Origin of the sequence: Caulobacter sp. DWP3-1-3b2, assembly GCF_049896325.1 — a bacterium.
Classification (GTDB): domain Bacteria; phylum Pseudomonadota; class Alphaproteobacteria; order Caulobacterales; family Caulobacteraceae; genus Caulobacter.
This window is the reverse complement of record NZ_JAFCUB010000031.1, coordinates 25,404-48,606: the sequence shown is the minus strand read 5'-3', so window position 1 is coordinate 48,606 and position 23,203 is coordinate 25,404. Positions and strand designations below refer to the sequence as shown.

The window sequence follows — 23,203 nt, the reverse complement described above, 5'->3', positions numbered from 1 at the left end:
CTGGACGACATCCTGTGGCTCAACAGGCTCCACAACCACACGCCTCGAAAGTGCCTGGGCTTCCAGACACCCGCCGAGGTCTACGCCCTGTTGCACTTCAAGTGTGAATCCACATCCCGGCATTCGCCGGGATGAGCGGTGAAGAAGCAGGGCGCCGCAGCGGCATCGGTCCGCGATAGACCAGCCGCCACAGCCACTCCAGCGGCCCCAGGGTGAAGCGCGCCATCCACCAGCGCGACCACAGGATCTGGGCCGCCCAGATCGCCACCACCGCGCCGGCCAGGAACGGGCGATCGACCTTGCCATACAGGCTGGGACCGCGCCCGCCATAGAGCAGGCCGGTCATCAAGATCGACTGGGTCAGATAGTTGGTGAAGGCCATCTGACCGACCGGGGCCAGGATCGCCGGGATCGTCTTCCAGGCCTTGACGCGCGCCGCCATCACCATAAGGCCCACATAGCCCAGGCTGACCACCGGGGCGGTGGCGCCCTGCAGCCAGCGGGCCATGGCGCGGACCGGCCAGGCGTGGCTGGGCAGGACCGTGTAGACGGCCTCGGCGACGCCAACGATCACCAGCGCGCCCAAGCCCGCCGCGATCAAGCCGCGATAGGCGCCGCTCGACGCCTTGCCGCTCAGGACGCCAAGCTTGTAGAGCCCCATGCCGATCAGCATCAGCGCCAGCACCGTCAGCGGCCAGATCGGCGGCCAGCGGGTGAACGAGCCAAAGACGAAGTCGCCATAGTCCTTGGCGTTCTGCACGAGGGACTGGCTGAAGGTCCCGCCATACTGCAACGCATCGGCGTGCACGCCGGCCAGGAACCGGCTCATCGCCGCGGCGGGCGGATCGCCGCCGCCCTTGGCCGTATGCTCGAGCATCTTGTAGCCGCCCCAGGCCGAAAGCCCGACGTGCAGGCCAACCCCCGCTTGCAGCAGGCGCCTTGGCGACCAGGACCGGGCCCAAAGGGCCACCAGGCCGACGATCGCATAGGTGTTGAGCACATCGCCCTGCCAGATCAGGAAGCCGTGGATCAGGCCGATGGCCAGCAGACTGACCAGGCGCAGCAACAGGATCCGCCGCCTATCCCTGTCGTCGCCCTCGCCGCCGACCAGGATGATCGAGGCGCCAAACAGCATGGCGAACAGCGAATAGAACTTCTGCTGGAAGAATACCTGAGTGACGAACCAGACCGCCACCGAGGCCGGCGCCATGCCGTGCGGCCACAGGGTCAGGCTGGTCGCGACCGATTCAGGGACCGCCGCCAGCGGGATGTTGCACAGCAGGATGCCCAGGATCGCCAGACCCCGAAGGGAGTCCAGCAGAACAATACGATCCTTGACCATGCGAAACGTCCCCGACCCACGCCCCGATCCTGAACCGGACGCGGGCTTGCGACAACCCAGGGTTTTTCAGATCGGCGAGGCCTCGGGTCCCTGACGCGGCACGCAGGCCAGGACCACCGCGCCGGTGATCATGAACAGGGCCGAGACCGCCACGGCGACGCGCTGGTCGCCAATCCAGCGGGTGCCCACGGCGATGACCAGAGGCGCCATGAAGGCCGTGGCCTTGCCCGACAGGGCATAGAGCCCAAACCACCGTCCGCTCTCGCCGGCCGGCGCCAGCTGCGCCATCCAGGCCCGCAAGCTGGCCTGGGCCGGACCGAAGGTCAGGCCGACGAATAGCGAGAAGCCCAGAAATACCCGCTCGGGCAAGCTGGAGAACAGGGCTCCACCGGCGATCGGCGGGGCGACGTGCAGCACGAAGAACAGGCTGTCGCGGCCGACCATTCCGACCCCGAAGGCACCAAACAGCACCACGCCGGTGGCAATCAGCACGGTGGCCTTGGAGCCAAGCTTCTGATCGATCCGGCCGCCGATGAAGGTGCCGATGCCCGCAGTGATCGACAGGGCGATGGCGTAGAAACCCAGCTGGGTCGTCGTCCAGCCGAACATCCCGGCGGCCAGGACGCCGCCAAAGGCGATGAAGCTGGAAATGCCGTCGCCGATCAGCATCCGGCCGACCAGGAAACGCAGCATCCAGGGCTTTCCGGGCAGAGAGCGCAACGTCGCCCACAGCTCCACCAGCGGCTTCTTCTCGGTGGTCGTGGCGGGCGGTCGCGGGGCGGTGATCATCAGCGGCCAGGAGAAGATCAGGAACCACACGGCCACTAGCGGGCCGACGATGCGGTCGGGCTCGTGCAGGGCCTTGGACAGGCCCAGCATCGGGACGTCCGGCAACGAGAAGCACAGCAACACGATGAACAGGGTGACGAGCGCCCCGACATAGGCCAGGGCCCAGGCCGAGCCGGACAGGCGCCCAACCTCGCCCGGCTTGGCGACCAACGGCAGCAGGGCGTTCATCACCGAGCCGCTGAGCTCGGCGGAGACACTGGCCACCACCAGGCAGGCCAGGACCGGCAGAATGCGGCTCGCATCGCCGGGAACCGCCTGCCAAAGGGCGGCGCTGGCCAGGACGAAGGGCACGGCCAGGCCGATCAGCCAGGCACGCGGATTGCGCCGGGCGTCGACCGATGCCCCGACCAGCGGGCTGAACACCGCGATCATCAGGCCGGCGACCGCGCCCGCATAGCCCAGCAGGCTCTGGCCCCTGGCGGCGTCGCCGATGAAGCCGGCGGCGAAATAGGGGGTGAAGATGAAAGTCGCGATCAGCGCCCAATAGGGTTGCTGCGCCCACTCGTAGAGCGCCCAGGCGGCCCGCCGCCGATCACCTTTGTCCATGAGCCTTCCCCCAACTGAAGCGTCGCTTATACGCGAAGCTTCTGCGGCCGGGGACACGCACATGTGCGTGTCCCCGATCAGATCTAGGAAGCGCTCGCCAGTCCCCGGAGCGCCGCGTTGGCGATGGTCAGCTTGGCGAAGGTCCAGCCGCCGCCGGCTTGCTCGATGTCCTCCACCGTGCGCCTGGCGGCGCGGACGGTGTCGGCGCGCATGGCGGCCCACGAGGTGGTCGCCGCCTTGGCCGAGGGCTCGTCGTCGCCGGCTTGGGCGTTGGCCGAGAACTTCAGCACCGCCTGGGTGATGGCGGTCTGCTCGGCCAGCATGTCCTCGATCAGCCGGCGCACGGCCAGCCGCTCGAAGGGGTCGCCGCCGATGAACGAGCCGGCCGCGCCGCGCAGGCGGTCGAAGCCAAAGGCGGCGCCGACCTGGTGATAGAGCCGGGCGACATTCTGCACCGACCAGCTGGAGGCGTTGGCCAGATCGACAAGGTCGGCGGCCGTCGTCAGGGGCTGCAGGGCGGCCACGCTCTGAGCCAGGGCCTCGGGCGCGCCGTCGGCGACATAGGCCTTGGCGCGCTTGGCCACGGTTTTCTGCTCGAACGGCGAGAAGATGCTCGCGCCCAGAACAGCTAGCGTCTTGACCGACGGCCCATAGGCCTCGACCAGTGTCTTGACGCTGGACTTGTCGCGGAAAGCCCGGCGGGCCAGCCAGAAGGTCAGGCTGCGCAGGGCGTAGGCCAAGGCCTTGTAGAGCGCCAGCTGGCCGCTGGCCGAGGCCTTGCCGTCCAAGGCCGACACCCGGTTCCACAGCGCGTCGACGCCGAGGATTTCGCGGGAGGCGGCGAAGGCGATGACCAGGGCCTTGGTGTCGCAGCCGGCCGCGGCCCGCAGGCGGCTCGGGAAGGTTGGGCCACAGATGTTGATCATCCGGTTGTCGAGCACCGTGGCGATGATCTCGCGCTTCAGCCGATGGCGTTGCATCTCGTCGGCGTACTGACCAAGCGCCGGCGGGAAATAGCCCTCCAGCGTCGCCTCGAACCACGGATCGTCGGGCGCTTCAGACGCCACGATGTCGTCGAACAGGTCGATCTTGCCATAGGCCAGCAGCACCGCCAGTTCGGGCCGGGTCAGACCCTTGCCGGCCTTGGCGCGCTCGGTCAGGACCGCCGCCTCGGGCAGGCCCTCGACCCGACGATCCAGTCGGCCCTTGGCTTCCAGCGCCGTCATGAACTTGGCGTGGGAATCGATCTCCGACACCGCGTCGCTCTCCATCAGCGACAGGGCCAGGGTCTGATCGTAATTGTCGGCCAGCACGTGGCTGGCGACGTCGTCGGTCATGGTCGGCAACAGCTGGTTGCGGGCCTCGCGGGTCAGCTTGCCGCCGCGCTCCAGAATCCCGGTCAGGATCTTGATATTGACCTCATGGTCGGAGCTATCGACCCCGGCCGAGTTGTCGATGGCGTCGGTGTTGATGTGACCGCCCGCCCCTCCCGCGCCCATCTGCGCGAACTCGATCCGACCGGCTTGCGTCAAACCAAGATTGGCGCCCTCGCCCACCACCTTGACCCGCAGGTTCGCGCCGTTGACGCGGATGGCGTCGTTGGCCTTGTCGCCCGCATCGGCCTGGCTCTCGCCCTTGGCCTTCACATAGGTGCCGATGCCGCCGAGATAGAGCAGCTCGGCCCTGGACTTGAGGATCGCGGTCAACAGCTCGGCCGGCGACACCACCTGCGCCTTGAGCTCGAACAGCGCCTGGACCTCAGGCGTCAGGGTGATGGTCTTCAGCGAGCGGGCGAAGACCCCGCCACCCTTGGAGATCAGGCTCTTGTCATAGTCCTCCCACGACGAGCGCGGCAGCTTGAACATCCGCTCGCGCTCGGCCCAGGAGGTAGCGGGATCCGGATCGGGGTCCAGGAAGATGTGGCGGTGATCGAAGGCGGCCAAGAGCTTGGTCTGCTTGGACAGCAGCATGCCGTTGCCGAACACGTCGCCGCTCATGTCGCCGACGCCGACCACGGTGAAGGGCTGGGTCTGGATGTCCTTGCCCAACTCGCGGAAGTGGCGCTTGACCGCCTCCCACGCGCCCTTGGCGGTGATGCCCATGACCTTGTGATCATAGCCGACCGAGCCGCCCGAGGCGAAGGCGTCGCCCAGCCAGAAGCCGTAGTCCTCGGCCACGCCATTGGCGATGTCGGAGAAGGTGGCCGTGCCCTTGTCGGCGGCGACAACCAGATAGGGATCCTCACCGTCATAGGCGATGACGCCGGCTGGCGGGACCACCTTGTTTTCGGGATCGATGTTGTCGGTGATGTCCAGCAAGCCCGACAGGAAGGTCTTGTAGGCGCGGATCGCCTCGGCCTGGATAGCGTCGCGATCGCCGCCGCGCGGCAGGTTCTTCGGGAAGAAGCCGCCCTTGGAGCCGACCGGCACGATCACCGCGTTCTTGACCTGCTGAGCTTTCACCAAGCCCAGCACCTCGGTCCGGAAGTCGTCGCGGCGATCGCTCCACCGCAGGCCGCCCCGGGCCACGGGGCCAAAGCGCAGATGCACGCCTTCGACGTGCGGAGCCGAAACATAGATCTCGCGATAGGGCTTGGGCGCCGGCAGGTCCTCCAGCTCACGCGAGGCGATCTTGTAGCTGATATAGGGCTTGGCCTCGCCGTCCTCGCCCAGTTGAAAGAAGTTGGTCCGCTGGATCGCGCCGACCAGGGCGGCGATGCGGCGCAGGACGCGATCGGCGTCCAGGCTTTCCACGGCCTGCAGCGCCTCGCCGATCTTGGCCTCGACGGCCTTGGCCTGTTCCTTGCGGGCCGCGAGGTCGGCGTGGACAGCCGGGTCGAACTTGATGCGGAACAGGTCGAGGATCAGGCGGGTGACGCCGGGATTGTCCGACAGGGCCTGCTCCTGCACGCCCTGGCTGGGGTCCAGCCCGGTCTGCTGGCGATATCGGGCCAGGGCCCGAACCAGGGCCGCCTCGCGCCAGCCCACGCCGAGCTCCAACACCAGCCGGTTGAAGCCGTCGCTCTCGGCGCGCCCGGTCCAGATGGCCACGAAGGCCGCCTCGAAGGCCGCCTTGACGTCACCGAACGACAGGTGCTCGCCCTGTTCGTCCCGGAGGGTGAACTCGTGCACCCAGACCTTGGCGTGTGTTCCGTCTGCCGGCGACAGCTTGAAGCCGTTCTCGATCAGCGCCTTCAGGCCCATGTGCTCGAGGATCGGCAGCACATCGGCCAGGGGCGCGGCGGCGCCAGGGCGATAGAGCTTGAAGCGGAAGGTCAGCTTGTCATCATCGGCCAGGTGGAAGGCGCGCACGCGGACGGCCTCTGCGGCGTCCAGGTCGTCGACGACGGCGATGTCGGCCAGGGCCTCGACGGAGTCGTATTGGTCGCGATATCCAGGCGGGAAGGCGGTCTGATAGCGGGCCAGGGTCTGGGCGACGCGGCCGGGGGCGCCGCCATCGCGCACGGCGGCTTCGAACCGGTCTTCCCAGGTACGCGCTGTCTCGGCGATCTCGGTTTCCAGAGCGGCGAGGTCGGGATCGCCATGCCTGCCGGGCGTGACGCCGAGCACGTAATGCACGCGCGCCAGGGGCGCGTCGGAGAAGCTGGGATAGTAGGCGCTGACACGGCCCTCGAAGGCGTCTGCCAGAATCTTGCCGGCCCGCTCGCGTACGCCGCTGTCATAGCGCTCGCGCGGCACGAACATCAGCACCGAGATGAAGCGGTCGAACGGGTCGCGGCGAGCGAACAGCCGCACGCGCGGCCGATCGTAGAGGTGCAGCACCCCCAGCGCCATGGTCAGAAGCTCGTCCTCGGGCGTCTGGAACAGCTCGTCGCGCGGCCAGGTCTCGAGGATGTTGCGCAGCCGCTTGCCATTGTGGCTGTGGGGATCCTTGCCGGCTTCGCTGAGCACGTGCTCGACCTTGCGGCGGATCACCGGCACCTCGTGGGCGGGGGTCTCGTAGGCCTCGGCCGTGAACAGGCCCACGAAGCGAACCTCGCCCGAGGCCTTGCCGTCGGGGCCATAACGGCGGACGCCGACATAGTCCATGTAGCCGCGGCGATGGACCTTGGAGCGCAGGTTCGACTTGGCCACCACCAGGGGCGCGCCCAGCAGCAGGTGGTCGCGGACCTGGGGCGAGAGGATCGCCGGCTCGCTCTCGCGGCGCAGCACCGTGCGGGTCTGGTCGCGCAGCACGCCCAGGCTGCCCTCGGGCTGATACAGTGGCTCTTCGGCCGCATAGCCGCCGGCGCTGGTGCGCGGATATTCGTAGACCCGCGCGCCCAGGAACACAAAGTGGTCGCCCTCCAGCCAGTCGAGGAAGGCCAGGCTCTCGGCGCGTTCGGCCTCGGGGATGGCCTGGGGCGTGTCGCGCAAGGCGTCGATCGTCCGGCGCATCAGCGCCTTCATGGCGTCGAAGTCGTCGACCGCCAACTGGACGTCGGCCAGGGTCTCGCGGACGGCGCCGATCAGGGCGGCCTCGCGATCCTCGCCCACCGGGGCCATATAGACCTGGATCATCGAGCAACGGCCGGCGGCGGTCTCCACCACCGGGTGGAACATGGCGCGGACAGAGAAGCCCTGCTCGGCGATGGCGCCCATGATGCTATCGACCAGGAACGGCCGGTCGGGCTGGACGATTTCCAGCAGGTCGGTCTTCAGCTCGCCGCCGTCAGCGGCACGGATCCGGATCGCGACGGGATCGGAAGCGGCCTCTCCAAAGCGCCAGAAGTCGATCAAGGCGGCGGCGATGTCGGCGGCGGTGAAGCCGGGCAGTTCCTCCGCCGACCAGTCTTCCTGCGCTTGGGCGGCGAACTGGCGAACTGGCTCGGTCAACGCGCCCTGACCGAGCGCCACCCCGAAGGCGGCCACCAAGCCGTCCGATTGAGCTGCCGTCGCCTTGGGGTCAAGTTTTGCACCGACCATAGGATTTCCTCGCGAATTTTTGGCGACAACGTAGCCTTTACCGGCTCGGTTTCAACCGCAACCTCGGAAAGTGGAACAAGATTTTGCCAGTAAGAAACCCGTGGCCCGGACACGGAAGCGCCGCCGGTGGGGGGAAACCGGCGGCGCAGGCCCGCCGGGGGGGCGGCGGGCGGTTCCGCGTTCGACGCGCCATGAAATGCGGTCTGCGTCGCGCGGGGTCGGCGTGGGGGGACACCGACAAGGCCTAGATAGGAAGCCCATTTGGGATGTTAAGGCCCCTTGGTCGCGTTCTGTCGTGAACCTCAAGCTTGGCCCGGCTTTTTCGGCGAGCCGGCCCGTGGAGAGTCGAGAGAATCGCCGCTGGGGTCGCCGTCTTCCGACAACAGGATGGCGATCCAGCGCGTGCCCTCGAACTGGGCCAGGATCAACATCGCCGCCACGGTGAGCGGGGTCGACAGGAACATGCCGGTCACGCCCCACAGCGCGCCCCAGACCGCCAGCGACAGCAGCACCACCGTAGGGTCCATGTTCAGGCTCTCGCCCTGCATGCGCGGATAGATGACATTGCCAACGATGAAAAAGATCAGTTCCAGCGCGCCGAACAGCAGCAAGGCGGGGAGGAAGGTGTCGGGAAACTGCACGAGGGCGAAAATCGGCGGCAGGATGCAGCCCACCGCGCCGCCCAGGATCGGAATATAGGCGGCGATGAAGATCAGGAAGGCCCAGAACAGCGCATTGTCCAGGCCGATCAGCATCATCACCGCCCAGGAGGCCGCGGCGATCATCAGGCCGGTGACGGTCTGGATCCACAGATATTGCTCGACGCCGTTGCGGATGCGCTGGAAAAGCTGCATCGCGCCGTCGCGCTCGGCGTGATGGGGATAAAGCGCCACGATCTTGCGGCCAAAACCCCGCCGGGAAGCGATGATGAAACCCAGATAGATCAGGACGAGGATCGCGCTCGACGCGAAATTCTGCAAGCTCTGAGCGGCGGCGCCGGCGTATTTCGAGGGATTGATCTGGTTGACCAGCTCACCGATGGTCGGCGCCACCTTGATCCCCACCAGTGAGGCCAGCTTGGCGATCACCCCATTCAGGCGCGGTGCGTATTCGCGCATCTGCAGCACGAACCCCGCGCCATTGGCCGTCACCACCCAGACCGCCAGGCCGAACAACAGGATGGACAGGATCAGCGCGGTCGGGAGCGCCAGGTTCCTGGGATAGGCCGGCACGCGTTCGGTCAGCACCCGGGCGAAGCTGTCGATCATCATCGCCAAGAACACGGCCAGGGCCAGCGGGGTGAGGATGCCCCGCATCCAATAGAGGCTGGCGGCCCCGGCGATGACCGCCAGGAACACCAGGGCGTTGCGGCCGGTGATCGAAGGCGAAATGGTCATCGGCGGAATCTCTCTAACGAAGCGTCTGTAAAAGACCGGCGCCACATTGCGCGAGCCGATTGGCGCGGCGCAAGGCCGGGGCTACGGTTAAGCCCTCAATGTGAAGGACGTTGCGTATGACCCTGGTGATTGCCGAAGGTGAAATCCTGCTCGGACTCGGTGAAGGCCCCGTGACCCAGAGGTTGGACCGCTCCAATCGCCATGGCGTCGTGGCCGGCGCGACGGGCACCGGCAAGACCGTGACCCTGCAGATCATGGCCCAGGCCTTCTCCGACGCCGGCGTCCCGGTGTTCGCCGCCGACGTGAAGGGCGACCTGTCGGGCATCGCCATGGCCGGCGTCCCCAACGACAAGATGCTGGCCCGCGCCGCGTCCATGGACATGGCGCTGATCCCATCAGCGCCGCCGGTCGTGTTCTGGGACCTGTTTGGCCTGAAGGGCCACCCGATCCGCACGACCATCTCGGAGATGGGGCCGGTGCTGCTGTCACGGCTGCTGGAGCTGAACGATGTGCAGGAGGGCGTGCTGACCGTCGTTTTCCACGTCGCCGACAAGGACGGGCTGCTGCTGCTGGACCTGAAGGACCTGCAGGCTGCGCTGAAATATGTCGCTGACCACGCCGCCGAGATCGGCACCCAGTACGGCAATGTCGCGCCCGCCACGATCGGGGCCATCCAGCGCAAGCTGCTGACCCTGCAGAGCCAGGGGGCCGAAAACTTCTTCGGCGAGCCGGCCCTGAAACTGGCCGACATCATGCGCACCGACGTGGCCGGGCGCGGCTATGTCAACCTGCTGGCCGCCGACACGCTGATCCAGTCGCCCAAGCTCTATTCGACCTTCCTGCTGTGGTTGCTGTCGGAGCTGTTCGAGGAACTGCCCGAAGTGGGCGACCCGGAAAAGCCCAGGCTGGTGTTCTTCTTCGACGAGGCTCATCTGCTGTTCAACGACGCCGAAAAGCCGCTGCTGGAGAAGATCGAGCAGGTCGTGCGGCTGATCCGCTCCAAGGGCGTTGGCATCTATTTCGTCACCCAGAACCCGTCCGACATCCCCGACGCGGTGCTGGGCCAACTGGGCGCGCGCGTCCAGCACGCCCTGCGCGCCTACACTCCCGCCGATCAGAAGGGTCTGAGGGCCGCCGCCCAGTCGTTCCGGGTCAATCCCGCCTTCGACACCGCCGAGACCATCCAGGCCCTGGGCGTGGGCGAGGCCCTGGTCTCGACGCTCGACGCCAAGGGCGCGCCCTGCGTGGTGCAGAAGACGCTCATCCGCCCGCCGGCGTCGCGGCTCGGACCGGTGACGCCCGAGGAACGCGCGGCCCTGATCGCCAGGAGTCCTGTCGCCGGCCTTTACGACACGACCCTGGACCGCGCCTCGGCCTATGAGACCCTGCAGGGCCGGGCCGCCCAGGCCCAGCAACAGGCGGACGCCGCCGCCGACCAGGTTGAACTGGACCGGCGGCGCGCCGCCCAGGACAAGGTTCGGCAACGCGAAGAGGCGCAGGAAGCCCGCGCCACCCCGCGTCCCCGCGCCTCCAGTCGTCAATCGATGGGCGAGACCTTCGCCAAATCCCTGCTGCGCACTATCGCCAGCCAGGCCGGGCGCGAGATCATGCGGGGCCTGCTCGGTGGCATGTCGCGACGACGGTAGGGACCGGACGACCGCGCGTCAGGCCGCCTTCCGGCGACGTGGCTTCTTGGTCGTGGGCTCTGGCGGCGTTGCGATCTCCGGCCCTGGCGACACGGGGGCCACGCTGGCCAGGGTCCAGGCCGACAGGGTGTCGACCGGGGCGGGGCGGCCAATAGCGTAGCCCTGAAGTTCGGCGCAGTCTTCCCCGCGCAGGAAATCGATCTGCTCCTGGGTCTCAACGCCCTCGGCCACGCACGGGATGTCCAGGCTTCGGCCCAGACCCAGAACGGCCCGAACGATCACCGTGGCGCGGTCGTCGCGATGGATGTTCTCGACAAAGCTCTTGTCGATCTTGATCTTGTCGAACGGAAAGGACTGCAGGGTCGATAGCGACGAGAACCCCGTGCCGAAGTCGTCCATGGCGATCCGCACGCCCAGCGCCTTCAAGCGGCGCAGGTTGTCGAGCGCCCGCTGATAGTCCTTGAACAGAGCGCTTTCGGTGATCTCAAGCTCGAGACGCCTGGGCGACAGGCCGGTTTGCACCAAGACCTCGTGCACCAGCTTGGGCAGGTCGGGCTGGTTCAATTGCAACGGCGACAGGTTCACGGCGATGCGCAGCGGCCGCTCCCAGGTCACGGCGTCGGCGCAGGCGCGGCGCAGCACCCACTCGCCAAGCTGGCCGATCAGGCCGTTCTCCTCGGCGACCGGAATGAAGTCCAGCGGCGGGATCATGCCGCGCACCGGATGCTTCCAGCGCACCAGAGCCTCGAAGCCGCACACCTCGCCGTTCGAGGCGCGGGCTAGCGGTTGATAGTAGACCACCAGCTCTTCGTCGATGATCGCCTGGCGCAGTTCGCGGGCCATGGTGCGACGCTCTCGGATCGAGTCGTCCATCTCGCGCTTGAAGAAGCGATAGGCGCCGCGACCGCTTTCCTTGGCGCGGTAGAGCGCCATGTCGGCATTGGCCAGCAGGGCCTCGGCGGTGCGGCCATCGTCCGGAAACAGGCTGACGCCCAGGCTGGCGCCCATGACCAGATCCTGGCCCTCGTAGCTGGCGGGAAGCGCCAGGGCCTCGAGCAGACGGCCGGCCAGTTCGGCGGCGGCGACAGGCTGGTCGCCGGCCGCGACCTGGACGATGATGAACTCGTCGCCGCCGAGGCGCGCGGCGAACGACGGCGCGGTCAAAGCGTCCTGCAGACGGCGCGCGGTCTCGACCAGCAGGGCGTCACCGGCATGGTGGCCGTGCAGGTCGTTGGCTTCCTTGAAGTGATCCAGGTCGATGCAGATCAGCGACAGGCTCTCGCCCGAGGCCTCGACGCGCTCGAGCGCGGCGGCCAGACGGGTCTGGAGCGAATTGCGGTTGGGCAGGCCGGTCAGGCCGTCGTGCTCGGCCAGGTAGCGAATCTTTTCCTCGGCCGAGCGGCGTTCGCGCAGGTCGCGAACCGCCAGCACGGTCAGGCCCGACGTCTCGGTCCGCGCGCCGTCGTCCATCAGGCGCGAGAACACCTCGACCGGGATCGGACGTTCGCCGTCGATCGGTTGCAGTGCGCCTTCCCGGCGCACGCCCTCGCGGGTGGGCGCTTCGCCGTCGAAGGTCAGCATGGCCGCGAGCGGCGCGCCCATGATGGCGTCCAGATCGGCGCCGATCAGCTCGCAAAAGGCGGCGTTGGCGTCGTTGATCTTGCCGTCCTGAACCACGACGATGCCTTCATAGGCCGCGTTGGCCATGCGGCGGATGCGGTCCAGAGCCGACCGGCTGGTCTGGGACTCGATGGCGACGGCGCCCAGACCGCCGAGGATGATCATGGTGGTGATCGAGATCACAGCCAGCGTCAGTATACCGCCCGACAGCAGTTGGTCAGGAACGATGATGGCCGAATCCGGGACGATGGTGATCGCGCCCATGCCGGCGAAGTGGAGCGAGCAGACGCCGAGCGTCAGCAAGGCGCCGCCGCCGACCTGCTTGAGCAGGCTGCGAGCTCGCCCTGCCGCCAGGAGGGACAGGGTCGCGCCACAGACGCCAACCAGCACGGAGACGGCCACCATGACCTGCTCCCACTGGACGACGCCCTGGGTCACGAAGGCCGACATGCCGGTGTAGTGCATGGCCGCGACACCCATGCCAAGCACCAGGCCGCCAGCGAAGTCGTTGGTCTTGGTGCGCTGAGCCGAGGCCACGGCGAAGCCGCAGGCCATGAACATCACCGAGATCATCAGGGACAGCAGCGTGCCCGTGGGGCTGTAGCCCGTCTTCAGCCCAGGGGTATAGGCGACCATGGCGATGAAGTGAGTCGCCCAGACGCCCGATCCCGACACCAGACCGGTCAGCAGGAGCCACGCGGCCCGCACCACGCCCTTGGCTCCGCGCATGCGGGAATAGAGCCGGAACGCCGTGAAGCAGGCGGCGAAACAGATCAGCCCAGCGACGACGACTAGTCGCAGGTCATGTTCCCTCGTCAGGCAAGTCAAAACCTTGAGCACGCGCTGTTCCCCCGGGCTTACCCGTCCCCTTCTGCGTCAAAAGTTGCAAAGAAATTGTTGCGGTTATCGAAGGGAGATCTTGGGAAGCGTTACCTCGCGCTTTAGAGGCAAAGACGGTCCGGTTGATGCAAGGCCCAAACTCGCAGGCCTGGAGGCCAAGGACCACGCCGCCCAGAAGCAGTGGATAGAACGCGACGCTTGTGTCCCTCGGGAAATCGCTCAAGCCCTTTCCCGAGAAGGATTTAGGCGGGTTCCAAGCGAGTGAATCTCACCACTAGTGAGACTATGAAGCGAAGCCGCTGAACCCATCGTGACCGGTGTATAAGACGGCGGCGGCGGCAGCGCCCTGGCTGCTCTGAATGCGGGTTTCATTGCCGACAGTTAGGCCGAAATAGCCTGCGCAACCGCTGCAGGCAGCAACCTATTTCAAATAAATCGCCGAAGGGTGCCAACAAGCTGCGCGCTGCTGCGTTTCCCTTGTCACAATACAGCCAACCACGGCAGAAGCAGGCACCCCAAGGGGCCGAAAATAATCTTTTCGACACCGTTTATTTAAGGTTGGTCATCATCCTATCCTGAAGATATGGAGCTGGTAGCGCGGCGGAGGTAGCCTGCCGGCGACTTGTATACGAGGATCTAATGGAACATAGGCACGATATCAACGGGCTGCGTGCCATTGCAGTCATTGCCGTGCTGTTTTTTCACTTTAACATTGCCGGCTTTCAAGGAGGATTTGCCGGCGTAGATGTGTTCTATAATATATCCGGCTTTCTGATGACAAAGATCATCTTGAATGGTCTGGAAAACAAGTCTTTCGAACTAGGGGGCTTTGTTGGAGCCCGTGCGCGAAGGATTGTTCCAGCTTTGGCCGCAATGGGCTTTTTCATGCTGGCCATCGGGTTCTTTGTGTTGGATTCGCAGTCCTATCGAGACTTGGCGCTTGATACACTTAGCTCCGATTTTTTCGTCTCAAATTTTAAATTCTTTCGCGAGCAAGGGTATTTTGATTCCAATTCAAACACTAAGTGGATGCTTCATACGTGGTCAACCAGCCTCGAGTGGCAATTCTATCTCATATATCCTTTAAGTCTAATGATTATTTCGCGCCTGTCCAACAGTCGCTACACTTTGCAAATTGCGCTTTGGACCGGATTCGTTACCTCTCTAGCCCTTGGGATCTGGTTCACGACTACCCATCAGGCTGCGGCCTTTTATTTGCTGCCTTTCCGCGCCTGGGAAATGATCATCGGCGGCTTGGTCGCGACCCACGCACTAAGCAGCACGGCGACCGAGACGTCTACCGCGCCCGCCCGGAGGGTGAACCTCATGGTCGTCCATTTCATCGGTCTGGCGCTGATTGCATTCTCCATCATCAGGTTCAACCCCGCGACACCCTGGCCATCCTACTGGGCCGCAGTTCCGGTCCTTGGGAGCAGCTTGGTCTTGATCGCCCGGCAAAAGGACATCGGATGGGCCCAGCAGACCGTGATCAAGTCCTTGGGCGCTTGGTCCTACTCCATCTATATCTGGCACTGGCCGGTCCTTGTCCTGAGCCGGTATCTGAACTTGCCGGTCACGATCGCCTCACAGCTGGCGCTCATGACAATTATATTCGTGCTCGCCTACCTATCATACGAGCTGATCGAAAAGCCGTTCCAGGGCCGCCGCGATGGGTCCCAGACGCGTCTGTACGTGCATCCCCGCATCTTCGGCCTAGGGGCGGTGTGGCTGGTCACCATTGGCTTCGGCGTCGTCGTCGCCCTGTCCGACGGCCTGCCCACTCGTCGCTCGGTATCGCCAATCTTGATCAAGGATTACGCCGCCGCGAGCAGTGACCGGGCCTTCCCCGAAAAGTGTTCGTGGGATCGAACCAGCTTGAAGGTCAAGCCCTGCGTGGTAGGAGAGCCTAATAAGGACATCGTTTTCATTGGCGATTCCCACGCTGAGATGCTGTACCCGCGCTTTGCGGCCAACCCTCAAGGCCGCTCCTACACGTTCCTGACCCTAGGAGGTTGCCCGCCCTTGCCAGGTGTGCGCAAGGCTCGCGAAGCCGGTTCACAGTGCGATCAGTTCGTGGACCAGGCTCTGACCATCGCAACGTCCGGCCGCTACCGACGGGTGGTGCTGGCAGCCTTCTGGCCGGTCTATCTAGAGGCTCCCAGCCGCGACGACGAGGCGAACGCCAACCAATTGTGCTTTCTTGGGCCTAACGGTTGTCAGGTGGAGGCCGACCCTGCCGCATATTCTCGCGCGCTCGACGCGGCCTTCGACAAGTTGGCGCGCAGGCTATCGCTAGTTAAGGCGCAGGGCGGTGAAGTCGTCATTCTGCTGCCGACACCCTATTCGCGGCTCGACATCCCTCGCGAGATCCGCAAACGACTGTTTTGGGGCCAAGGGATCGCTTCGGTGAGCAACTTGCCGCGCGCGGAGGTGGACGCCGTGTCGGCCGAATCACGTCGCCGTCTCATGGCCCTCGCGCAGCAGTTGGACGCCCGAGTGGTCGATCCGGCTCCGTGGCTTTGTTCCACGGACCAGTGCCCGCTGACCGATCCGATGAACCGATCCTACTATGTTGACTCCAACCACATCCGCGCAAGCGTCGTGAAAACGCCGCGCTTCGGCTATCTCGACGTCATTTCGGCAAGATAGCCACCGAGCATGCGGAACGACGTCTTGACGCCATCATCGGGCACAAGGCCGCGCCATGAGATCCTTGGGGCTGGTATTTTGACGCCGAAGCTCGGGGACACCCAGCCGCCTTCGCCGAGCGCGCCGCCGCTCGCCACGCTCGTTTGGCCCGACGGGTCTAGAAGAATTTCAATCAGCGGCGCCCCGCCCTTCTCGACGCGATAGCCCCCGATGACCTCGGTGATCTGTAAGTCGGCCGCCAATTGGAAGACCAGCTCAACGTGAGGGTTTGCGTGCGCGCCCTGGCGCTCCAGCCGGTCGTGGATGATGTAGCCTTGATCATTTGGCTCCAGAACACGCACGTGCCTTACGCCGAAGCGCGACAGGTAGCCGTCGTGCGAGGTCCGCAACCGCCAATCCAAGCCCTGGTCGCGCCTCTCCACCGAGTCGAGCCGCCCCAGAGCCTTGTGCGACCAGTTGAAGGGTCCGGAAATTAGGCTCTGATCGACACCGGCTATGGTCATCGTGTTATGCGAGCGCGTCCCTCGAAACCAATCTCGCCAGGCGCCGCCCGAATGGTAGAGATAGGTTCCGGGATCAACCAGGACATCTATTCCATCGACTGTCAGGATGATGGCGTTGGCGTCGGCGTGTCCGTGGGCTGCGATTGAGAGATAGCCCAAGGGGCCGTGATCGACGGCCAGACGCGTGGCTCGTCCCGCCCTCTTTTCACGAACGATCGTGTAGCCGCCATCGGGAAAGGTGCGCAGCCCCTCCTCCACCTCGCCATCGCCTGCGGGCGATGAAAAGATGGTGTCGCGAAGTTCCACGCGGGCCCTCGAGACCAAGCCCCCCACGCCAGAGCGCTCGAAGGTACCCAAGATCGCCGCTGCCACAGAGTCGGCATAGGTGTCCTCGTGGCCGCAGAGGGTGATGACCCGTCCCTCGTCATCGTCGCCGATCGCTGGCGTCTTCCCGTCTGCATTGGTCATCCACAGGACGAAATCAGCGAACTTCCTGAGTTGATGCTCGACGCTGGCCGCGAGCGGCGCATTGGCGGCCGCGCCAGCCCAGGCCGCTAGCAACAGCATTTCCACGCTGAAGGCGCCATAGGTCGGCGACTGCTCGGCCGGCGCGCCATCGGCGAGTATCTGCTTCTGGCTTTCGGTCTCGAGAACACGTGCCGCATGCGCACCGTGACGCGCCGCATCCGGTATCCAAGGCATCGAAAGGCAGATCAGATACTCGCCAACGCTCTCGGCGATCAGGTGGTTGTTCGCCGAACTGAAGCGCGAGGGATAGCGTCGGAGCCAATAGAGGGAGGCGGTCAGGATCTCGCGGACGCGCCGGAGGGCGTCCGGGGACAGCTGATCGCCGCAGAGCGACGACACTATGACCAGCGTCACCGCGCGCAGGCCGATTTCGATACCCGAGTTCCAGCCCAACCCCTGGAAGGGAGGATTGGCTCGATGCCAACTGCCGATAGCCTCTTCCAGAGCCCGCAGCGCGTTGGGATCTTGGGTCAGCGCGACATGCGCCCCGAGCGGCTGCAAGAACTGTAGGCGATTGAATTCCCAAACGTATTTGACATCGCCGAGGGACCGTTCATGCCGGTAGGGGACATCGAAACAAAACTGATCGTTGTCCCAGCTGAGCCCGGTGATCGGGTCCAGCGCCCAGACGTCAGGGGGAAACAGCGCCTCCGGCGACCTCCGCGGCCAGTAGGCACCCAGGGCGAAGAAGTCGCCAGCAAGGACGCGCTTGGCGGCCGCCTCGATCTCGGCGCGCCGGTCCAGCGACGCGCCCTCGCGAAGCGCCTCGCCAAGCCCGGATAACCGCGGCACGGACCGGCTCTCGTCGGCGAACGCAGCCCAACCATAGGTGCGGCGCCGCGATGCTCGACGCTTGATCTGCTCGAGAACGCGGTGGCTAAGCTCGGCGGGACTCATGCTCGACAGGCGGCGCACATACCAGGTGAGGGACACTTAAACTCCTGTCAGACCTTGAGGCCGGCGGCTGACTTCCAGATTAGGCTCAGCCGTTCGACGTAGAGCTTCATTTCCAAATGTTGAGCGTGGAACGACCTGGCCTGCGCTCCAAGCACCTTGATCGTCTCGGGCGCGCCGATGAGTTCGGCCAAAACCTCGGCAAGCCGCTTCGCATCGCCGACGGGGACGAGGCGGCCGGTCACGCCGTCCTTGATGATGTCCTCGACTGCTCCAACCGGGGTCGCGACGACGCCAAGCCCATGGGCCATGGCTTCGATTACGGACATCGGCAGATTTTCATCGTGCGACGGCAAGACCAGAACATCCGATTCCGCCAGGAGCCGGCTGACCTGGTCCGGACCCACCCAGCCCGTGAAGTGGACGCGGCCTTGGAGGTCCAGCGTGAGCGCCCGGGCCTTCGAGCTTTCAACGTCGCCATCGCCAGCGATGATCGCCGACCAACCGGGATTTGGACGCAGGATAGCCAGGGCGTCGAGGAGTTCCGGCACCCCTTTGCGCTTGCCCACCCGTCCTAGGAAAAGGATGCGGGTACATTCGTTTTCGCCGATCTGGGTTTGGGGCGCCGCCGGGGTGGCGTTCGGGAGAATGACGACGCGGGCGTGGGGCGCCTTCTGCAGCACATAATGGCGCCAGACCTCACCCAAGACGATGACCTTGGCGGCCCGCTCGAACATTCGCTGCAGACGATCCGCGCGCCGGGAATCCAATCCGTCCCAATATTGCCGAAAGCGCGATCCATGCAGATGGATTAGGTAGGGCACGCAGAGCGCATAAGCGGCGCGAGCCACGAGCAGCTTGCGGACCACGCTGCCATGGGATGAAAGATTGATGTGAGCCACGCTAGGTCGCCCGCTCAGCTTGACCTGAGCAATGCGCGCTATCGCCGCCAGGGTCAGGATCGGCACCGCCAGGAGCGAGCCCTGACCCCGCGTCACGATTGTGCGCGTTTCGATATCAGCGCGAGGTCGCGCTTCCAGTTCGTCGCCGACCCCATCCATGATGCGATCGATACCGCCCTTTCCGCCTTTGCCGAGGGGCGTGACGACCATAATGGTCAGGGGGGTTTTGGCTGGCTTAGTCATTCGGCGCCCCGTGCGGACTGGCATCATGCCTGTAGAGCCGCGCATCGATGTCGCGACGCTTGATAGTCGCGGGCACGCCAGCCACCATGCAGCGCGGCGGCACGTCCTCGACGACAACCGCGTTCGCGGCGATGATCACCCCGTCACCAATCGTCACTGGACCAATGATCTTAGCGCCGGCATGCACGATCACGCCGCGTCCCAGCCTAGGCGCCCCCACGATCGGAGCCTTGCCGCCCAGCACGACGTGAACGCCGATCTCGCAATCGTCGCCTATGACCGAGCGATTATTGATCACGACGCCCAATCCACCGTGATGAAAGAACACGCCCTTCCCGATCTCGGCGCGGCCCGGGACGCTCGCCGAGAACACGAACCGCGACACGCCGTCCAACAGCCGCGACAAAGGCGAGAGCTTGACCTTGTGAAGCCGGTTGGACAGACGTTGGATCTGGTTCAGAATCGCCATGGCGCGGCCTCGTTCCCTATTCTTTCTGGAGCCGCGCCGGGTCTTTGGCCACGTCGATAAGCATCCGTTCATACGCCCTGACCATGGCTTCAATCGAATATCGTTCAATCGAGGGCCGCGCTAGCGCCTGGATCGTCTTGCGCGCCGCAAGATCGTTGAAGATGAACAGTCGATCAACCAGCGTGGAAAGATCGCCGGCTTCGAAAAGGAAACCGTTGCGGCCGTCCTCGACGATTTCCGAGGCGCCGCCGATGTTCGACATCACCATCGGCACGCCGGACGCCAAGGACTCCAGCGCCGCCAGGGAAAAAGTTTCCACGCGCAGGCTTGGAAGCAAGCCCACGTCAAAGGCCGCCACGAACGGCGAGACGTCGCGCTGCTCGCCCGCGAATGTGATGTGGTCCTTGACCCCAAGCTCGGTCGCAAGCGCTTCGATGTCAGGGCGAGTGGGACCGTCTCCCACACAAAGCAACTTCGCGGGCATTCCGCGCGCGCGTAGCGCCGCCAGCGCATGGACCGCTTGGTCGTGGTTCTTTTCCGGTCTAAACGCAGCCAGCATGCCGATCACGACGTCGGAGGCCGCAAATCCCAAGGCCGCCTTGGCGCCCAGCGGGTCGCTCGCGGGCGAAAACCGAGCCGCGTCCACACCGTTCGGGATTGTCACCGTGTGCTTAGCGCGAAGACCCCGACCCGACCAATAGGCCGCCTGGTTGCGGCTGACATAAGCCATCACGTCCATGAGATGGGCAGCCAACTTGAACAGAGGCAGTCGCCGCTCTTCTTCCGACCGCAGCAGGGTCGTATGGAAGACGCAGCCGACCTTGGCCCGGGTAGCCCCCAACAAGCGCAGTATGGCCGTCACGATCGCCGGCGCCTGGTTGATCCCCATGACGACATCGACATTTTGCGCCTTGAGCGCCCTCGCCACAACACCCCAGCCGCGCATGTCGGACATGCCCTTGAGATTCAACATCACGGCGTCCTTGGCGCCAGGCAGCTCGCGCATCGCCGGGGAGGTCCGCGGTCCATAGACCATCAGCCGCACGTCCCAGCCGCGATCCATCAACCTGGCGCGCAGATCGAGCGTGTGTCGCTCCGCGCCGCCGACATCGAGACCCGACAGGAAAAACAGGACTGTCGGTTTCGCTTGCTCCTCCACGGTCAAGCCTTCGTCGCTTTCGCGCGCAGCGCTTCATAGACTTCCATCATCGTCGCCCCGATCTCATTCCAACTAAACTTCGTCCCGGCAGCCGCCAGCGCGTTCCCAGCCAGCCTTGTCTGGAGTGTTCTGTCCGTGATAATATATGCGATGGCGGCTGCCAGCGCCCGTGCATCGCCCGGTTCGACTAGGAGGCCTTCGGCGCCGTCTCCGACCGCGTCGATAAGCCCTCCCACTCGACTTGCCACCAACGGCCGCCCATTGGCGATCGCGGCGGCGACAACACCACTCTGGGTAGCGTCGAGATAAGGGGTGATGACCGCGCTGGCCCGCTGAAACTGCTCGATCGCCTCGCTCGGGGTTAGGAACGAGGCATAGAGTTCGACGCCTTCCGTCCCACGCATCCGCTCGCCGAGCCGGTCCGCCTCCGGACCGCGTCCCGCCACCGCCAGCTGGACCGGCACCCCGCGCGCGACAAGCAGGTCAAAGGCGTCGAGCAGGATCTCGACGCCTTTGTAAGTCTCCATTCGGCCGAAGAAGAGGATGCGCTGCGGTGTGGAGGCCAGCAAGCGCTCCAGCGAGGGGGTCAGAATGACGCCGTGAGCCGTCGGCACGATTTGGCGGCCGTCCTCTGGATGCAGGGTCGATCGCATCAGCCGGGCGCAGAAGGCGCCATGGACATGAAAGCTCTTGGCCAGCCCGCGCATCGCGGCGCGGTAGCCCGCCGTCAGGCGCGCTCGCTCGGCGTCGATGCCCGAATGCGGTTCTGGGTCGTGAACCGTCAACACCATCGGAGCTAGACGCGCGAGCGCCCCGACAAGCCGCGCGGTTGACTTGTCCGCCTGCTCCTGAACATGGATCACTTCGGGCCGGAAAAGCCAGGCGTGCGCAAGAATTGCGAAAAGCCAAAACGCGCGAGCCAGCGTGCTGCTGTAGCGGTAGGTGACAGTGCGAACTCCGGCGCGGCGGGCCTCCCTGACCAGGACATCTTCGCATTCCTGAGCCAGGTTCTTGCCGTCGATGACCAGCATGACCTCAGCCCGCGCGGCCAAACTCGTCGCCAGCCGCAGTGTATATTCCGCGAAATGGGGCGCCAGGACCAAGACACGCATGCGGGGCTTTGTCATGCGACACCTTTCCTGCGGACGAAGCCGGCCAGCCGGCCTAGAAGCGCCGCGCGATCGCTCTTGTTGATCAGGAACCGCAGGGCAATCAGGGCATAGACCAGCGAATACAGCATGCAGGCGGCGATGGTCGCGATCAGATCCCTCCCAAGGAGGCTCTCCAGCAGCCCCTTGCAAGGAAATGCGCAGGCCACGGCGATCAGGGGAGGAAGCAAGTCGCGCAGCTTTCCCGGAACAAACCCCAGAAGCCGGGCGACGACGACAAAACGCACGACATTGATCAGCGCGAAGGTGAGCGCGACGGAAATCGAGGCCCCGACGGCACCGTAGCGCGGCGTCAAAACGGCGCAGAGGCCCACGAGGACGACGCCGCCCAGGATCAGGATCGCCAGCTCCGTCCTGTGTTTGCCGGTCATCGACAGGGCATAGCCCATGGGGGCCAAGGTCGCGCTGAGGAGGTAGCCAAGAGGCATCAGGAAGGCGATCGTCGCATCGAACTGGAAGCTGTGGCCGAACACCAGGTCAAGTCGGTCACCAAAGGCGGCCACGCCCCCGAAGACGAAGCCCGCGACGATGGCGGCCATGTGAATATAGCCGCTTAGCGCAGACCTAACGCCCGCCATGTCGCCTTCATGGTACCGGCGAGCGATCGTGGGGCCCAAGGTCTGACTGGCCGCCAGCGGCCACACCTGCACGAGTTGAGCGACGGTGCTGATCGCCGCGTATTCGCCGACCGCCTTGGCGGAGGCGAATACGCCGAGCATGAGGATGTCGACGAAGCGCAGCATGCCGTAGACGAAGAGGTTCATCGCCATCCAAATCGATTCCGACAACAGCCCCGCAGCCTCGCGCCAGTTTTGAGCTGAACTCTCCGCCGACACGGCCGACCCTTCGGCGCGCGCGCCTCGCGACAGGACCAGGCTATGATGGAGCGTGACGATCAGTCCGCTGATGGCCACCTGCAAAAGATTGATGAGCACGACCGCCGTAGTGTTGGGCAGCAGAGCCAACGAAAGCAAGACAAGAGTCAGGCGTGCGACTGGCTGGACATACAGGGTCATCATGGCGAAGACTCCGGGACGATGGCGGCCTCGATAATAGGCCCCCATGATCGCCAGATCCGCCGCTATAGGCACCCCTGCCAACGTTATCAAAAGCAAGACGTCAAAGTGCGCGAACCGGTAAACATGGGTCATTAGCGGGCCGGACAGCAGAAGCCAGCCTCCACCGAGCAGGATCACGTTCACGGCCAGCACGATGAGACGAAGGCGCCCGATCAGAACTTCAACGTTTCTGGAGCCGTCTTCCTCGCGGCCGACGAACTTCAGCAAGGCAAGATCCAGACCGGCGGGCGCCAGGATAATCAGCGCGGTGTAGATGTTGCGAAGAATATTGACGACCCCGTAGGCGGCCGCGCCAAGCATACGCGCAATTAGTACGCCGGTAACGATCGTCAAGGCCTGCTGAAGTAGCTGGCCGCCAGCGGTAATTATTACGTCGGCTTTGTTTCCGAGTCGAAAACGCATCAAACCCTGCAATGTTTATAGGTGCGGACTGGCCGTCATGG

General features: G+C 65.0%; 13 protein-coding genes. 2 read left to right on the top strand and 11 right to left on the bottom strand.

Features of this window, described 5'->3' with window-relative positions:
* Positions 1–97 precede the first annotated feature (97 nt).
* From ACP7AG_RS16765 to ACP7AG_RS16750, 4 genes are all read right to left on the bottom strand, one after another.
* Positions 98–1,342, bottom strand: coding sequence for a DUF418 domain-containing protein (locus ACP7AG_RS16765; RefSeq protein WP_426032214.1), 1,245 nt, complete (start codon positions 1,340–1,342; stop codon positions 98–100).
* A 66-nt stretch (positions 1,343–1,408) separates the two neighbouring features.
* Positions 1,409–2,737 (bottom strand): MFS transporter, encoded by a 1,329-nt coding sequence (locus tag ACP7AG_RS16760; protein ID WP_426010165.1) that lies wholly within the window; start codon positions 2,735–2,737, stop codon positions 1,409–1,411.
* An 83-nt stretch (positions 2,738–2,820) separates the two neighbouring features.
* Positions 2,821–7,662, bottom strand: a complete 4,842-nt coding sequence (locus tag ACP7AG_RS16755) for an NAD-glutamate dehydrogenase (protein ID WP_426032212.1) — start codon at positions 7,660–7,662, stop codon at positions 2,821–2,823.
* Positions 7,663–7,964: 302 nt separating this feature from the next.
* Complete coding sequence (locus tag ACP7AG_RS16750) at positions 7,965–9,059, bottom strand: AI-2E family transporter (RefSeq protein ID WP_426032210.1); 1,095 nt, start codon at positions 9,057–9,059, stop codon at positions 7,965–7,967.
* Between the two features lie 116 nt (positions 9,060–9,175).
* On the opposite strand from ACP7AG_RS16750, the gene ACP7AG_RS16745 reads away from it, so the two are divergent.
* Complete coding sequence (locus ACP7AG_RS16745; protein ID WP_426032208.1) at positions 9,176–10,705, top strand: helicase HerA-like C-terminal domain-containing protein; 1,530 nt, start codon at positions 9,176–9,178, stop codon at positions 10,703–10,705.
* A gap of 18 nt (positions 10,706–10,723) precedes the next feature.
* On the opposite strand, the gene ACP7AG_RS16740 is transcribed toward ACP7AG_RS16745, so the two are convergent.
* Positions 10,724–13,165: an EAL domain-containing protein gene (locus ACP7AG_RS16740; RefSeq protein WP_426032206.1), complete on the bottom strand. Its 2,442-nt coding sequence runs from the start codon at positions 13,163–13,165 to the stop codon at positions 10,724–10,726.
* Positions 13,166–13,804: 639 nt separating this feature from the next.
* Here ACP7AG_RS16740 and ACP7AG_RS16735 point away from each other — a divergent pair.
* Entirely contained in the window at positions 13,805–15,814 is a 2,010-nt protein-coding gene (locus ACP7AG_RS16735) for an acyltransferase family protein (protein WP_426032204.1), read from the top strand.
* Here the strand turns inward: ACP7AG_RS16735 and ACP7AG_RS16730 are convergent.
* From ACP7AG_RS16730 to ACP7AG_RS16705, 6 genes are read right to left on the bottom strand one after another with little or no spacing between them, the layout of a single operon-like run.
* Positions 15,787–17,778, bottom strand: a complete 1,992-nt coding sequence (locus ACP7AG_RS16730; protein ID WP_426032202.1) for an alginate lyase family protein — start codon at positions 17,776–17,778, stop codon at positions 15,787–15,789. The two genes, ACP7AG_RS16735 and ACP7AG_RS16730, sit on opposite strands and share 28 nt — an antisense overlap.
* Before the next feature lie 11 nt (positions 17,779–17,789).
* The gene (locus ACP7AG_RS16725) at positions 17,790–18,851 is read right to left on the bottom strand and encodes a glycosyltransferase family 4 protein (protein WP_426032200.1); all 1,062 of its coding nucleotides are present in this window, start codon (positions 18,849–18,851) and stop codon (positions 17,790–17,792) included.
* Between the two features lie 25 nt (positions 18,852–18,876).
* Positions 18,877–19,353, bottom strand: a complete 477-nt coding sequence (locus ACP7AG_RS16720; RefSeq protein WP_426032198.1) for a serine O-acetyltransferase — start codon at positions 19,351–19,353, stop codon at positions 18,877–18,879.
* A 16-nt stretch (positions 19,354–19,369) separates the two neighbouring features.
* Entirely contained in the window at positions 19,370–20,512 is a 1,143-nt protein-coding gene (locus tag ACP7AG_RS16715; protein WP_426032218.1) for a glycosyltransferase, read from the bottom strand.
* A gap of 2 nt (positions 20,513–20,514) precedes the next feature.
* On the bottom strand, positions 20,515–21,639 hold the full coding sequence (locus ACP7AG_RS16710; RefSeq protein WP_426032196.1) for a glycosyltransferase family 4 protein: 1,125 nt from the start codon (positions 21,637–21,639) through the stop codon (positions 20,515–20,517).
* Positions 21,636–23,162 (bottom strand): lipopolysaccharide biosynthesis protein, encoded by a 1,527-nt coding sequence (locus ACP7AG_RS16705; RefSeq protein ID WP_426032194.1) that lies wholly within the window; start codon positions 23,160–23,162, stop codon positions 21,636–21,638. Before ACP7AG_RS16705 ends, ACP7AG_RS16710 begins: the two co-directional genes overlap by 4 nt.
* Positions 23,163–23,203: the final 41 nt, after the last annotated feature.

What these genes read in the sequence shown, in the direction of transcription:
- ACP7AG_RS16765 (WP_426032214.1), bottom strand. Translation starts at nt 1,342, where the DNA reads ATGGTCAAGGATCGTATTGTTCTGCTGGACTCCCTTCGGGGTCTGGCG.
- ACP7AG_RS16760 (WP_426010165.1), bottom strand. Translation starts at nt 2,737, where the DNA reads ATGGACAAAGGTGATCGGCGGCGGGCCGCCTGGGCGCTCTACGAGTGG.
- ACP7AG_RS16755 (WP_426032212.1), bottom strand. Translation starts at nt 7,662, where the DNA reads ATGGTCGGTGCAAAACTTGACCCCAAGGCGACGGCAGCTCAATCGGAC.
- ACP7AG_RS16750 (WP_426032210.1), bottom strand. Translation starts at nt 9,059, where the DNA reads ATGACCATTTCGCCTTCGATCACCGGCCGCAACGCCCTGGTGTTCCTG.
- ACP7AG_RS16745 (WP_426032208.1), top strand. Translation starts at nt 9,176, where the DNA reads ATGACCCTGGTGATTGCCGAAGGTGAAATCCTGCTCGGACTCGGTGAA.
- ACP7AG_RS16735 (WP_426032204.1), top strand. Translation starts at nt 13,805, where the DNA reads ATGGAACATAGGCACGATATCAACGGGCTGCGTGCCATTGCAGTCATT.
- ACP7AG_RS16725 (WP_426032200.1), bottom strand. Translation starts at nt 18,851, where the DNA reads ATGGTCGTCACGCCCCTCGGCAAAGGCGGAAAGGGCGGTATCGATCGC.
- ACP7AG_RS16720 (WP_426032198.1), bottom strand. Translation starts at nt 19,353, where the DNA reads ATGGCGATTCTGAACCAGATCCAACGTCTGTCCAACCGGCTTCACAAG.
- ACP7AG_RS16710 (WP_426032196.1), bottom strand. Translation starts at nt 21,639, where the DNA reads ATGACAAAGCCCCGCATGCGTGTCTTGGTCCTGGCGCCCCATTTCGCG.
- ACP7AG_RS16705 (WP_426032194.1), bottom strand. Translation starts at nt 23,162, where the DNA reads ATGCGTTTTCGACTCGGAAACAAAGCCGACGTAATAATTACCGCTGGC.